The 13,865-nt window shown below is 71.2% G+C and carries 13 protein-coding genes; 9 read left to right on the plus strand and 4 right to left on the minus strand.

Features of this window, described 5'->3' with window-relative positions; genetic code table 11:
* Positions 1-90 precede the first annotated feature (90 nt).
* The gene (typA, locus tag RWH45_RS13185) at positions 91-2,004 is read left to right on the plus strand and encodes a translational GTPase TypA (RefSeq protein WP_315995357.1); all 1,914 of its coding nucleotides are present in this window, start codon (positions 91-93) and stop codon (positions 2,002-2,004) included.
* Positions 2,004-2,729: a creatininase family protein gene (locus tag RWH45_RS13190; RefSeq protein WP_315995358.1), complete on the plus strand. Its 726-nt coding sequence runs from the start codon at positions 2,004-2,006 to the stop codon at positions 2,727-2,729. Before typA ends, RWH45_RS13190 begins: the two co-directional genes overlap by 1 nt.
* An 8-nt stretch (positions 2,730-2,737) precedes the next feature.
* Here RWH45_RS13190 and RWH45_RS13195 read toward each other — a convergent pair whose 3' ends face one another.
* Together RWH45_RS13195 and RWH45_RS13200 are read right to left on the minus strand one after the other, a co-directional pair.
* Complete coding sequence (locus tag RWH45_RS13195; protein WP_315995359.1) at positions 2,738-4,141, minus strand: amidohydrolase; 1,404 nt, start codon at positions 4,139-4,141, stop codon at positions 2,738-2,740.
* Positions 4,138-5,166 (minus strand): LacI family DNA-binding transcriptional regulator, encoded by a 1,029-nt coding sequence (locus RWH45_RS13200; protein WP_315995360.1) that lies wholly within the window; start codon positions 5,164-5,166, stop codon positions 4,138-4,140. Before RWH45_RS13200 ends, RWH45_RS13195 begins: the two co-directional genes overlap by 4 nt.
* Before the next feature lie 181 nt (positions 5,167-5,347).
* Between RWH45_RS13200 and RWH45_RS13205 the strand changes: the two genes are divergently transcribed.
* From RWH45_RS13205 to RWH45_RS13225, 5 genes are read left to right on the plus strand one after another with little or no spacing between them, the layout of a single operon-like run.
* Entirely contained in the window at positions 5,348-6,394 is a 1,047-nt protein-coding gene (locus RWH45_RS13205; RefSeq protein WP_315995361.1) for a BMP family lipoprotein, read from the plus strand.
* On the plus strand, positions 6,394-7,926 hold the full coding sequence (locus RWH45_RS13210) for an ABC transporter ATP-binding protein (RefSeq protein WP_315995362.1): 1,533 nt from the start codon (positions 6,394-6,396) through the stop codon (positions 7,924-7,926). The genes RWH45_RS13205 and RWH45_RS13210 overlap by 1 nt, the downstream gene beginning before the upstream one ends.
* Positions 7,923-9,011, plus strand: coding sequence for an ABC transporter permease (locus RWH45_RS13215; protein WP_315995363.1), 1,089 nt, complete (start codon positions 7,923-7,925; stop codon positions 9,009-9,011). The genes RWH45_RS13210 and RWH45_RS13215 overlap by 4 nt, the downstream gene beginning before the upstream one ends.
* Positions 9,008-10,282 (plus strand): ABC transporter permease, encoded by a 1,275-nt coding sequence (locus RWH45_RS13220; protein ID WP_315995364.1) that lies wholly within the window; start codon positions 9,008-9,010, stop codon positions 10,280-10,282. The genes RWH45_RS13215 and RWH45_RS13220 overlap by 4 nt, the downstream gene beginning before the upstream one ends.
* 4 nt (positions 10,283-10,286) lie before the next feature.
* The gene (locus tag RWH45_RS13225) at positions 10,287-11,486 is read left to right on the plus strand and encodes a metal-dependent hydrolase family protein (protein ID WP_315995365.1); all 1,200 of its coding nucleotides are present in this window, start codon (positions 10,287-10,289) and stop codon (positions 11,484-11,486) included.
* A 4-nt stretch (positions 11,487-11,490) separates the two neighbouring features.
* Here the strand turns inward: RWH45_RS13225 and RWH45_RS13230 are convergent, their stop codons facing one another.
* Both RWH45_RS13230 and RWH45_RS13235 read right to left on the minus strand, forming a co-directional pair.
* Positions 11,491-11,859: a DUF2200 domain-containing protein gene (locus RWH45_RS13230; RefSeq protein ID WP_315995366.1), complete on the minus strand. Its 369-nt coding sequence runs from the start codon at positions 11,857-11,859 to the stop codon at positions 11,491-11,493.
* Positions 11,860-11,971: 112 nt separating this feature from the next.
* Positions 11,972-12,523, minus strand: coding sequence for a helix-turn-helix domain-containing protein (locus tag RWH45_RS13235; protein ID WP_315995367.1), 552 nt, complete (start codon positions 12,521-12,523; stop codon positions 11,972-11,974).
* A 66-nt stretch (positions 12,524-12,589) separates the two neighbouring features.
* Here RWH45_RS13235 and RWH45_RS13240 point away from each other — a divergent pair, with 66 nt between their 5' ends.
* Complete coding sequence (locus tag RWH45_RS13240) at positions 12,590-13,303, plus strand: AzlC family ABC transporter permease (RefSeq protein ID WP_315995368.1); 714 nt, start codon at positions 12,590-12,592, stop codon at positions 13,301-13,303.
* Positions 13,300-13,614 carry an AzlD domain-containing protein gene (locus tag RWH45_RS13245; protein WP_315995369.1) on the plus strand — a complete coding sequence of 105 codons (315 nt, stop codon included), beginning with the start codon at positions 13,300-13,302 and terminating at the stop codon, positions 13,612-13,614. The genes RWH45_RS13240 and RWH45_RS13245 overlap by 4 nt, the downstream gene beginning before the upstream one ends.
* The last annotated feature ends 251 nt before the right edge of the window (positions 13,615-13,865 follow it).

Raw genomic sequence — 13,865 nt, forward strand, 5'->3', positions numbered from 1 at the left:
GAACGTGCGCTGCCGGGAGTGTTGCGGGCGCCCGGTAGACTGTGAGGGCCCGATTCCGGGCGCCACCCCTCACTTTCCTGGAGACCCTCCATGGCGCACGCCCTTCGTCCTGACCTCCGTAACGTCGCGATCGTCGCGCACGTCGACCACGGCAAGACGACCCTCGTCGACGCCATGCTCCGCCAGACCGGCTCGTTCGGCGACCACGCGCACGTCGAAGAGCGCGCGATGGACTCCAACGACCTCGAGCGCGAGAAGGGCATCACGATCCTCGCCAAGAACACGGCGATCGAGTACAACGGTGTCCACACCGAGGTCCCCGTCACGATCAACGTGATCGACACCCCCGGCCACGCCGACTTCGGCGGCGAGGTCGAGCGCGGTCTGTCGATGGTCGACGGTGTCGTGCTGCTCGTCGACGCGTCCGAGGGTCCGCTGCCGCAGACCCGCTTCGTGCTGCGCAAGGCCCTCGAGGCCAAGCTCCCCGTCATCCTCCTGGTCAACAAGACCGACCGCCCCGACGCGCGCATCGCCGAGGTCGAAGAAGAGGCGCACGACCTGCTGCTGGGCCTCGCCTCCGACCTGGTCGACGACGTGCCCGACCTCGACGTCGACGCGCTGCTCGACGTGCCGGTGGTCTACGCCTCCGGCCGTGCCGGCGCGGCATCCCTCACGCGTCCCGACAACGGCGCGCTGCCCGACAACGACGACCTCGAGCCCCTGTTCGGCGCGATCCTCGAGCACGTGCCCGCTCCGTCGTTCGACGACGAGGCGCCGCTGCAGGCCTGGGTCACCAACCTCGACTCGAGCCCCTTCCTCGGCCGCCTCGCGCTGCTGCGCGTCTTCAACGGCACGCTCAAGAAGGGCCAGACCGTCGCCTGGGTGCGCGCCGACGGCACCACCAGCAACGCCCGCATCACCGAGCTGCTCAAGACCCGCGCCCTCGAGCGTTTCCCCGCCGAAGACGCCGGCCCCGGCGACATCGTCGCGATCGCCGGTTTCCCCGACATCACGATCGGCGAGACCATCGCCGACCCCGAGGACGTGCGCCCGCTCAAGGCCATCACGGTCGACGACCCGGCCATCTCGATGACCATCGGGACCAACACCTCGCCCCTCATGGGCAAGGTCAAGGGGCACAAGCTCACCGCCCGCATGGTGAAGGACCGCCTCGACCGCGAGCTCATCGGCAACGTCTCGCTCAAGGTCGTCGACATCGGACGCCCGGACGCCTGGGAGGTCCAGGGCCGCGGTGAGCTGGCTCTCGCGATCCTCGTCGAGAACATGCGCCGCGAGGGCTTCGAGCTCACCGTCGGCAAGCCCCAGGTGGTCACCAAGCGCGGCGAGGACGGCAAGCTCAAGGAGCCGTACGAGCACCTCACCATCGATGCCCCCGAGGAGCACCTCGGCGCGATCACGCAGCTCATGGCCGCGCGCAAGGGCCGCATGGACAACATGACCAACCACGGCACCGGCTGGGTGCGCATGGAGTTCGTCGTGCCCTCGCGTGGTCTCATCGGCTTCCGCAGCGAGTTCCTCACGATCACGCGCGGTACCGGTATCGCCAACGCCATCTCGCACGGCTACGACGACTGGGCGGGATCGATCACGACCCGCCAGAACGGCTCGATCGTCGCCGACCGCATGGGCGTCGTCACCCCGTTCGCCATGATCGCCCTGCAGGAGCGCATGAGCTTCTTCGTGCAGCCGACCGAAGAGGTCTACGAGGGCATGGTCATCGGCGAGAACTCGCGCGCCGACGACATGGACGTCAACATCACCAAGGAGAAGAAGCTCACGAACATGCGTTCGTCGACCTCGGACTCCTTCGAGTCGATGACGCCCCCGCGCGTGCTCACGCTGGAGGAGTCGCTCGAGTTCGCCCGCGACGACGAATGCGTCGAGGTCACGCCCGAGAAGGTGCGCATCCGCAAGGTCGTGCTCGACGCGACCGAGCGCGGCCGCGCCGCCTCGCGCGCCAAGCGCCAGGATGCCAACGCCTGATGCTCGAACTGGCCGGTGCCTCGTCCGCCGATGTGCGTGAACACGTCGCGGCGGGCGGGCGCCTGGCCGTGCTGGCCGTGGGGGCCCTCGAGGCCCACGGCCCGCATCTGCCCCTGAGCACCGACACGATCGTCGCCGAGCGCATCGCGCGGGCGGTCGCGGAGCGCTGCGACGGGGCCCTTCTGCCGGCGATCGCCTATGGCGAGACGTGGGCGACGTCGGGGTACCCGGGCACCATCTCGCTGTCGCCCGAGACCGTGCGGGCCCTCGCTCTCGACATCGTCCGCGGCGCGGCGGCGTCCGGCCTCGATCGCGTGGTCATCGTCAACGGCGACTTCGGCAACCGCCTCCCGCTCGCGGCTGCCGCGCGCGACCTCGCCGCCGAGGGCCTGCGGGTCCTCGTGCTCGACCACCCCGGTCTCGCCGACGCCGCCGACGCGGTGCGCGAGAGCGCCCCCGCCGCGCCGGGGATGAACCACGCCGAAGAGATCGAGACCTCGATGGTGCTGGCATCCGCTCCCGAGCTCGTGCGGATGGAGCGCGCGGAGCCGGAGTATCCCGCGTTCCCGGTCGACTTCGGACTACGGCCCGTGCGTCTGCACGAGATCGGCGCGAGCGCGGTCTTCGGAGACCCTCGTCCGGCCACCGCGGAGAAGGGCGAGCGCCTCTTCGCCGCGGTGATCGACGCCGCCGTCGCGCAGGTCGAGCGCTTCGTCGCGGGCTGAGGCCGGGCTCAGGGCGCGTAGTCCTGGACGCGCCGTCCGTGCGAGCGGTCGGTCAGCGCCGGAAGACGCTCCGAGAGCTCCGCGACAGCCTCCTCCAGATCGATCGTCAGCAGCCGACGGTCCCGGACGACGACCCGGCCGTCGACGATCACGGTCGTCACGTCTCCCTGGTGCGCGCTGAGGGCGAGCGAGTGCGCGAGGTCGTGCACGGGTTGCAGGTGCGGGGTGCGGAAGTCCACGAGCACGATGTCGGCGCGGAGCCCCGGCCGTAGCGCGCCGATCTCGCCGGCGAGGCCGAGCACCTCGGCGTTCTGACGTGTCGCGAGGTCGAGCAGGTGCGCAGAGGTCGCCCAGGTGGCATCCCCCGACGCGTACTTCTCGATCATGCCGAGAAGGCGCATGTTCTCCCACACGTCGAGGGTCATGCTGCCCGCGGCTCCGTCGCTGCCGATGCCGACGCTGATGCCGGCGTCGTGAAGGAGACGCAGGGGAGTAGTGCCCTCCTGCGCGTGGAGCAGATACGTCTTCGTGCACGACGCGACACCCACGCGGTCGGCGTAGGCGGTGAGCAGCTCCGCGTCCTCGGCGACGATGCCCGCGCCGTGGGCGATGAGCGCGCCGGCTTCGAGCACGCCGGTCTCATGCAGGATGCCGATCGGGGTGCGGCCGTCGCGCGAGCGGCTGGACGCGGTCTGCGTGAGGTTCTCGGCGGCATGGATGTGGATGCGCACGCCCAGGCGCTCGGCATCCCGGGCCGTCGCCCGCAGGTCGTCGTCGTCGACGGTGTAGGGCGCGTGCGGGCCGAGGGCCGTGGTGATGCGTCCGTTCGCCGAGCCCGCGGCGTCGCGCGCGAACGCCGCGCTGCGCTCGCGACCGGCCGCGCCCTCGGACGAGAAGAAGGTGTCGGCCAGCAGAGCCCGGATGCCGGAGCCCTCGACCTCTTCGGCGATGGTCGACATGCCGAAGTAATGGTCGGCGAAGGTGGTGACGCCGCCGAGGAGCAGCTCGCCGATCGCGATGCGCGCGCCGAGGCGGATGTCGCGGTCGGTGAGGTTGACCTCCATGGGCCACACGTGGTCGTTGAACCACTCGGCGGTGGGGACGTCGGAGGCCGCGCCGCGGAACATGACCATCGGCGTGTGGGTGTGACTGTTCACCAGACCGGGGAGGGCGACGAGGCCGCTTGCGTCGATGATCTCCGCGTCGGTCAGTGCCGCGAGGTCGACCTCGTCGTCGGGGAGGATCCAGGCGATGCGTCCCGCGCTCACACCGATGCTGTGACCGGGCAGATCGCGGACACCGCCCCTCGAGGCGGTGTCCGCGCGCGGCAGGTCGGGGTACCCCGGAGCGGGGCGGTGCGTCTCGGCGGCGACGCGGGCGTGACGGATGACGAGGTCCACGGGTGCGGTCATGACTCCTCCTGAGGGGTCCGGGTGCTCGCGCCCACGACGAGGTCGGCGCTCAGGGCGGTGCGTCGCCGCGCGGCGACGCGCGAGCGCTGCGCGTGCTCGAGCATCTCGACGGCCTCCGCGCCCATCTGACGCCAGGGGTGCCGGAGCGAGGTGAGGGGCGTGCCCTGGGCGTCGGGATACAGCTGCAGCAGGCTGGCGATCTGCACGTCGTCCGGGACGCGGACTCCGCGCGCCCGCAGGACGGTGAGTACACCGGTGGCCACGTCGTCGTTGGCGCACACGAGCGTCTCGCCCGGGGTGACGGCATCCCACAACTTCTCCGCCGCGGTCACTCCGGCGAGCAGATCGCTGCCGCGGTACACCACGGCGCCGGGCGCGATGCCCCGCGCGGCGCACGCGTCCCCGACCGAGCGGATGCGCGTCGCGTCAGCGGGCGCGTCGGGATCGAGGCCGACCGTGATGATCTTGCGGGTGCCGGTGCGGGCGAGGTGGTGCGCGAGGAGACCGGCCGAACTCGTCTCGTCGAGGCTCACCGCGCTGGGGGTGTCGGGATCGAGGAAGCGCCCCACCTGCACGATGGGCAGACCGTGCGAGAGGCGCTGGGCGTGGCCCGAGGCTTCGATGGTGGGAGGACAGACGATGAGCCCGTCGACCCGGCGGTCGAGCAGGTCGGCGACGCGCTCGTCGTGGTCGGCGCCGTCGGGCGCGACGTACCGGAGCAGGGCCCCGATGCCCTGGGCGTCGAGACTCTCGGTCACCGATTCGATGAGGGCGGACAGGAAGACCGTGGCGTAGCGGGGGAGGACGATCCCCACGCTCTGGGTGCGGTTCGAGCGGAGCGCGCTGGCGACGGCGTTGTGGCGATACCCGAGACGCGCGGCGGCGGCGCGGACGCGCTTGAGGGTGTCGGGGGAGACGGGTCGGGATCCCGAGAGCGCGCGCGACACGGTCGCCGTCGAGACCCCTGCCTCGGAGGCCACATCGGCGAGGGTGGCGAGCTCGTCGGAGGGCGCGGAATCGGTCACTCGCTCAGCGTACGCAATCGATTACCAACCCACGTGTGACGAAATCGAACCGCAACACGACTGAAATCGGTAGCAATGACGGGTATGAGTAAGGTGACTCTCGGTCGCATCCCCCTCATTCGTCCGACCAGTGTGCAATCGATTACATGACCTGCGCCCCACCCGAACCGAAGGAGTCCCCATGTCACGCCCCCTGACCCGATCCCTGCTCACGATGGGCGGCGTCCTCACCGTCGCCGCTCTGGCGCTCACCGGCTGCGGCGGCAAGACCGCCGACACCGGGTCGGCCTCGGCCGCGTCCGACGGACCGACGATCGCGCTGCTGTACGGCACCACCGGTGACTTCTCCTTCATGGACAGCGCCTACAAGGGGTTCACCGAGGCCCAGCAGGAGGACTCGTTCGCGCCGCTGGAGCTCTCCAGCCCCAACACCGACGACTACCAGGACCGCGTCGACCTCGCCCTGTCGCAGAACGCGTCCCTCGCGATCGGCATCGGCTTCCAGTGGCAGCAGCCCATGTCCGAGACCGCCCACCCCGACACCGCCTTCGTGCAGGTCGACGCCGACACCGGCACGGTCATCGACGACGTCACCACGATCTCCTTCGCGGCCGAGCAGTCGTCCTACCTCGTCGGGGTCGCGGCGGCCCTGGCCTCGACCTCGAAGCACGTCGGCTTCGTCGGCGGAGTGGACCAGCCCAGCATCCAGAACTTCTTCACCGGCTTCGAGGCCGGAGCGAAGTCGGTCGACCCGTCGATCGTCGTCGACAAGACCTACCTCGCGCCCCTCGGCGACTTCACCGGCTTCTCCGACCCGACGAAGGGCAAGGAGGCCGCGGCGTCCATGTACGCCGGCGGCGCCGACGTCGTCTACGCGGCCGCCGGTGGATCCGGTCAGGGCGTCTACGAAGAAGCGGCCGCCAGCTCGACGGATGCCAAGAAGAACTGGGCCATCGGTGTCGACGCCGACGTCTACCAGACGGTCTCCGACACCATCAAGCCGTTCATCCTGACCTCGGCGATCAAGAACGTCGACGTCGCGGTGAAGACCTCGATCTCGGAGTTCCTGGACGGCTCGCTCCAGCCCGGCGAGGTGCGCTACGACCTGTCGAACGACGGTGTCGGATACTCGACCTCGGGTGGCTTCCTCGACGCGTACGCCGACCAGCTCGCCGCGATCGAGAAGGACATCGTCGACGGCAAGATCACGGTTCCGACGGCCCTGTGATGACCGACGAGCAGGAGGTGCTGGTGCGCCTGAGCGGCATCGTGAAGCGCTTCGGGACGTTCACCGCGAACGACCGGATCGACCTCACGGTCCGCGCGGGAAGCGTGCACGCGGTGGTGGGTGAGAACGGCGCGGGCAAGTCGACGCTCATGAAGATCCTCTCCGGCGAGGAGAGCCCCGACGAGGGGACGATCGAGATCGACGGCGCTCCCGTGACCTTCCGCTCGCCGCGCGACGCGCAGGCGGCCGGCATCGGCATCGTGCACCAGCACTTCCTGCTCGCTCCCGCCCTGCGGGTGTGGGAGAACGTCGTCCTCGCCGACGAACCCGGTCCGCCGGTGCTGATCGACGCAGCGCGCGCACGCCGTGAGGTGGGCGAGCTCGCGGAGCGCACCGGCTTCCCGGTCCCCGTCGACGCCGAGACCGAGGATCTCGGCGTCGGTACGCGGCAGCGCGTCGAGATCCTCAAGGTCTTGTACCGCGACGCGCGCATCATCATCCTCGACGAGCCGACCGCGGTGCTCGTCCCCGCCGAGGCCGAGGCCCTCTTCGCCGCGATGCGCGACTTCACGCGCGCCGGCGCGGCGGTCATCTTCATCTCCCACAAGCTCGACGAGGTGCTCTCCTTCGCCGACGACATCACGGTGATCCGCGCGGGTCGGGTGGTCGGCACCGCCGTGCCCGCCGAGACGACTGCGCCCCAGCTGGCGCGGCTGATGGTGGCATCCGAGATGCCCGTCGTGACCCCGCGCGAGTCGCCCGTCTCGGACCGGGTGGTCCTCGAGACGCGCGGGCTGACGGTCGCGGGAACCGAAGCCGTCCCGCTGCTCTCCGACGTCGCCTTCCGCGTGCACGCGGGCGAGATCGTCGGCGTGGCCGGGGTCGAGGGCAACGGGCAGTCCGAACTGCTCGCCGCCCTCATCGGACGAGCGGATGCCACGGGCACGGTGCTCCTCGACGGCGACGACGTCAGCGCGGCGACGACCGTTCAGCGGCGGGCCCGCGGCATGGGCTACATCTCGGAGGACCGCCACCGCGACGGGATCGTGCTGCCACTGCCCCTCCGCGACAACGCCGTGCTCGGCTACCAGCAGCTCGCCCCCGTGCGGCGCGGGCCCTGGTTCTCCCGTGCCGCCGCCGCGAAGGCGGCGGCCGAGATCATCGCGGCCTTCGATGTGCGCGGCGGGGGGCCCGCCACGAGAGCGGCGACCCTGTCGGGTGGAAACCAGCAGAAGTTCATCGTGGGCCGCGAGCTCCTGCGCTCCCCGCGCCTGCTCCTGGCCGCCCATCCCACGCGTGGCGTCGACATCGGCGCGCAGGCCGCGATCTGGAGCGAGCTCACCGCCGCCCGCGACCGCGGCCTCGCGACCCTCCTCGTCTCGGCCGACCTCGACGAGATCCTCGCGCTGTCCGACCGCATCCTGGTGCTGCACCGCGGACGCATCGTGGCCGAGCTCGACGCCCGCGGCGTCGACGCGGGCACCGTCGGCGAGTACATGACCGGCGCGCGCGGCGGGGAGGAGGCCGCATGATCGCCCGCATCCTCCGCACCGTCGCCGGCCCGGTCATCGCGATCGTGCTCGCGCTGGTCGTCACGGCCCTGTTCCTCACCGTGTCCGGATACTCCGCGGCATCCGCCTTCGAGGTGATGTGGACCTACGGCACGACGCCGGAGTCCCTGGCATCCACCGTCAACAACGCCATCCCGCTGTACTTCGCCGGGATCGCGGCGGCCTTCTCGCTGCGCATGGGGCTGTTCAACATCGGTGTCGACGGGCAGTACCGCGTCGCGGCGCTCGTGGGCGCCGTCGTCGCCGCCTCGCTGCCGTTCCCGCTGTGGATCACCCTCCCGCTGACGCTGCTCGCGAGTGCCGCGGCCGGGGCCGCGTGGGCTCTCGTGCCCGCCCTGCTGAAGGTGTACCGCGGGGTGAACGAGGTCATCACCTCGATCCTCATGAACGCGATCGCCACCACGGTCGTCGCCGTGCTGCTGGCCGACGTGTTCCGCTCCGGCGGGGGCCAGAACACCGGCTCGGCGCCGATCGGCGGGAACGGCTCGATGCCCGCGCTCATCGACCTCGGCGGACGCGTGCAGATCTCGGGTTTCCTCCCGCTCGCCGTGCTGCTCGGCATCGGGTTCTTCCTCCTGCACGAGCGCACCGTGTGGGGCTACACCGTGACGGTGGCGAATCTGTCTCCGGATGCCGCGGAGTCCGCCGGCATCTCGGTCCGGCGCCGCATCGTCACCTCGCTTCTCGCCTCGGGCGCCATCGCGGGACTCGTGGGCCTGCCGCACGTGCTCGGAACCGCGCACCGGCTGGATGGCACCCTTCCGACCGACCTGATGTTCACGGGGCTCGCCGCCGCCCTGCTCGGCCGCTCGCACCCGATCGGCACGGCGCTGGGTGCCCTGGTCCTGGCGTTCGTGGAGCGCAGTGCCCAGGTGCTCGGCATCGTCAAGCTCCCCACCGAGGTCGGCACGCTCTTCCTCGCGGTCGTGCTGCTGAGCTCGGCCCTCGGCTACTGGGTCGTGGAGAACGGCGAGCGTCGTCTGGCGCTCATGGCGGCGATCCGGCGCACCCGCGTCGGTCGTGCGAAGGAGGCGTCGACGAGATGACCGCAGTGACCACCGCCCCCGCGGCGTCCCGCGCCCCCTCCTCGGCGCGCCGACGTGCGCGCAGCGTCCTCTCCTGGGTGCTCCTGGGCTTCGGGCTCCTTCTCATCGCGCAATGGGTGTGCGATGCACCCGGCCTGTCGTCCTCATCGACGTGGGGCTCCGCCCTGCGCCTGACCGTCCCCATCGCCGTCGTGGCCGTCGGCGCGTTGTACTCCGAGCGCGCGGGCGTCATCAACGTCGGCCTCGAGGGCATGATGATCGGCGGAACGTGGGGAGCCGGCCTCTTCGGCTGGTTCGGCGGCCCGTGGGTCGCCCTGATCGGCGGTGTCGTCGGCGGGCTCGTCTTCGGGCTGCTGATGGCGGTGCTGTGCCTGGAGCTCGGCCTGAACCAGCTCGTCGTCGGTGTCGCGATCAACGTGCTCGCCGCGGCCCTCGCCCGCTTCCTCTCCGACATCGTCTTCAGCGGACTCGACGGCGGCAGCGTCGCGCGCTCGCCGCGCATCGAGGGCAACGTCCCGCGCGTGAGTCTGCCGTTCCTCTCCGGCGGCTTCGGCACCCCCGATCCTCTGCGCGACCTCGAGGCCACCGGCATCCCGGTCCTCTCGCCCCTCGCGGGCATCGTCGGCGGTCTCACCCGGGATGTGTCCCTGGCCGCGATCATCGGCCTCGCCCTCATCCCGCTGACCGCGTTCGTGCTGTGGCGCACGCGCTTCGGTCTGCGCATGCGCGCGTCGGGGGAGGAGCCGGCCGCGCTGCAGGCGCTGGGCGGACACGTGCACCGCACGCGCTACCTGGCCGTGCTCGTGGGCAGCGGCATGGCCGGCTTCGCCGGCGGCTACCTCGTGCTCATCTCACAGGGCTATGTCGAGAACCAGGTCGCCGGTCGCGGCTTCATCGGCCTCGCGACCCTCATCTTCGGAAACTGGATGCCGGGAGGTGTCTTCGCGGGATCGGCCCTGTTCGGCTTCAGCGACGCCGTCGGTCTCGGCCGTCCGGAGACCTTCCGCGGCATGCTGTTCGTCCTGGGCGCCGTGTTCGTTCTTCTCGGCGCGGTGCGTCTGCGCCGCCGCCTCGGGGTCCGCGCGGCCGTTCCGTCCCTCATCCTCGGGGCGGTCCTGCTGGTCGCCGCCCTCGTCCTGCCCCTCCCGAGCGCGCTCGCGACGGCCGCCCCGTACCTCGTCACCCTCGCGGTGCTCGTGGTGGCCGGGACGCGGATGCGTCCGCCGCGTGCCCTCGGCAGATTCTTCCCCCGTCAGAACTCCTCGAGGTGATCGCGTGAGCGTCAATGAACTGTCCGGTGTCCACATCTGGGACGGGAACGCGCATCGCGGCGTCGGAGCGGTGGGCTGGAGCGCGGGCCGGATCTCGTCCGTCGACATCACCGCGTCCGCCGGCGACGCGGACCTGACGGTGATCCCCGGTCTGATCGACACGCACGTCCACCTCATCGGCAACGCCTCCGACACCCCGGCCGACTTCCTGTCGTGGCCGCTGACGACGCGCCCCGAGGAGCAGGTGCTCCACGGCCTCGCCCACGCCCGGCGCGCGCTCGCCGTGGGCGTGACGACGGTGCGCGACTTGGCGGCGGACGACATCCAGTTCTCGCTCTCCCGCGCCCTCGAGGCGGGCGTGATCGAGGGTCCTCGCGTGCTCGCGCACGGCCTGGTCAACATGACCGGAGGCCACGGCGACCTCTTCACCCCGCCCGCGGTGGTCGACCGCAAGCCGGTGGCCGACGGCCCCGACGCCTGTCGGGCTCTCGTGCGCCGCTGGGCGCGCTCGGGCGCCGACGGCATCAAGGTCCCCGTCAGCGGTGGGGTGCTCTCCGTCGGCGACAAGGCGTCGTGGCGCAACTACACGGATGCCGAGATCGCGGCGATCGTCGACGAGGCGCACGCGCTGGGGATGCGCGTCGCCGCGCACGCCCATACCGAGGACGGCATCCGCCGCGCCCTCGCCCACGGCGTGGACTCGGTCGAGCACGCGACGAAGCTCACCGCCGCCCTGGCGGCGCAGATGGTCGCCGGCGGCACGACGGTCGCACCGACCCTGCTCATCAACGACCGCATCGCCGATGGATCGGTGCCGGTGGCCCCCGGTCAGCGCGAGATCGCGCAGGAGCTCGTCTCGGGGCGCGACCCCGTCTTCCGCGCCGCCGCGGCGGCCGGGGTGGAGTTCGTCCTCGGCACCGACGCGAACGGTTTCCACGTGGGCTTCGACGACCAATGGGAGGAGCTGCGCGCGATGGCGCGGGTCTTCGACTGGGATGCCGCTCGCGCGCTGCAGTCGGCGACGTCGCGCGCGGCCGCCGCGATCGGCCGTGGCCACGACCTCGGCCGCATCGCCGACGGCTTCGCCGCCGACCTCGTGGTGGTCCGCGGGCGTCCCTGGGAAGACGCGGGGGCGCTCCGCGCCGAGTCGGTCGTCGCCGTCGTGGCGCGCGGACGGCTGGTGGCGGGCTCTCTCCCCGGATAGGGGCTCACCCCGCGGGTGACGAGACGCCCTCTCCGCCCCGAAGGACCTTCGCGAGCGGCCGTCCCTTCGCGAGTTCGTCGACGAGCTTGTCGAGCACGCGGATGCGGTGCATCAGCGGATCCTCGATCTCTTCGACCCGGATGCCGCAGATCACTCCCGTGACCTGATTCGCGTGCGGGTTGAGCGTCGCCTCGTCGAAGAACGCGCGGAAGGTCGTCGTCCCCTCGATGTGCCGCGCGAGGGCGGCGTCGTCGAACCCGGTCAGCCAGCGGATGACGGCATCCAGTTCGTCCTTCGTGCGCCCCTTGCGCTCGACTTTCGCGTCGTACAGCGGATAGACCGACGAGATGGTCATGTCGAAGACGCGGGACATGACCCGCACACTACGCCGCGCACCGACCCTTGTCATCGAGCGAGCCCGTCCATCCGAATGCCGTCGGTGAAGCCCGTCCGGCAGGGTCGAGCGGGAGTCACCGGCCAGCGAGTCAGTGCGACTCGACCACGCACACCGCGCTCATACCGGGGGTGAGGGCCTCGAAGACATGCGCGGCATCACCGGCGTACGAGAGGTAATCACCGGGGGAGAGCTCGAAGGGGGCGTCGGCGGGACCGACCCGCCCGCGACCGCTCACCATCACCAGATGCTCGACGGTGCCGCGGGGGTGCGGGTCGGACACGCGCGGCGAGCCCGGCTCGGCACTCAGGAGGTAGATGTCACGGCGGGCGTGCGGAGGGCTCGCCGACAGCAGAACGGCCAAATAGTCGGATGCCGAGGACGGCACCGCCGTGGCTGCTTCTCCGGCGCGGATGAGGGTGGGGGAGCGGATGCCCTCGTCGACGAAGACGGCGAAGGGGACGTCGAGCGCGCTCGCCAGCGCCCAGAGCGTCTCGACGCTGGGGTTGCCGCCGCCGTTCTCGAGCTGGGAGATCGTGGCCTTCGCGACGCCGGCGCGCCGGCCGAGTTCCGAGACGCTGAGGTCGCGTCTCTCGCGCTCGCGCCGGAGCGTCGTCGCGATGCGGTCGCCAAGCTCGGTCATACGTTCATTATGCTCGGCGAACGTTCGACTTGACGAACGACGCGAATGTCGTTCACGATGATGACTATGCGTTCGCTCTCCCGAACACCCGAGGGTGTCGCGGCCCGCCAAGGTCTCGCCGTGGCTCTCGCCACCAGCGCGTACGGCATCTCGTTCGGCGCTTTGTCGGTGGCATCCGGTCTCGATGTCTGGCAGACCTGCGTGCTGAGCCTGCTGATGTTCACGGGTGGGTCGCAGTTCGCCTTCGTCGGGGTGATCGCCGCCGGAGGAGTCGCCGCGGCTCCCGCGGCCATCGCCTCGGCGGTGCTGCTGGGTGCGCGAAACGCGGCCTACGCGATGCGGATGGCCCCGGTGGTGGCGGGAGGCTTCTGGCGCAAGGCCGGCGCGACGCACTTCACGATTGACGAGTCCGTCGCCGTCGGCCTGGCGCAGACCGAGCCGCGCGCGCGTCGAGTCGGGTTCTGGGTCACCGGGGTGGCGATCTGGCTCGGCTGGAACCTTTCGACGCTGCTCGGTGCTCTCCTCGGCGACGTCCTCGGCGACCCGCGCGCGTACGGTCTGGATGCGGCCGCAGCGGCGGCCTTCCTCGCGCTGCTGTGGCCGCGGCTGAGGGGTCGACAGCCTCTCGCGGTCGCGGCCGGCGCCGCCGTCGTCGCGGCCCTGCTCACCCCCGCACTCATGCCCGGTATTCCGGTCATCGCCGCCGCAGGGGTGGCCGTCGCGGTGGGGCTGCTCGACCGGTTGCCCCGTGCGACACCCGACGAGGGGCGGATGCCATGACTCTGTGGACGGCCGTTCTCGCGGCATCGGTGATCTGCCTCGCACTGAAGGCGACGGGATATCTGCTGCCCGCGCACTGGCTGGATGCGCCGCGCCCCGCGCGCGTCGCCGACTCGCTGACCGTTGCGCTCCTGGCGGCCTTGGTCGTCGTGCAGACGCTCGGTGCGGGTCAGGCGGTCGTAGTCGACGCGCGCCTGCCGGCCGTCGGCGTCGCGGCGCTGCTGCTCTGGGCGCGTGCCCCGTTCCTTGTCGTGGTCGCGGGCGCGGGCGTGACGGCGGCGTTACTGCGATTGTGGGGCTGGGCGTCGTGAAAGTGCACGCTCGGATCGGTCGTTCGTCATGGCAGCGATCATGGCGCGCACGCCTCGCCGCGACCTCGTCGGGCGGGCGGACACCAGCCCACGTCACGAGCAGCGAGGAGGAGTCGGACGAGGGGCGGATGCCGCATTGTCGCGATATCCGCCCCTCAGGTGGAAAACGGGCTCCCGACTGCGCGAACCAGCGGGAGCCCGTCTCGTCAGCGCGACCCGGTATCAGCGCTACACGCTCGTTCCGGACGAGT

Source organism: Microbacterium galbum (assembly GCF_032464915.1).
Taxonomy (GTDB): Bacteria; Actinomycetota; Actinomycetes; order Actinomycetales; family Microbacteriaceae; genus Microbacterium; species Microbacterium galbum.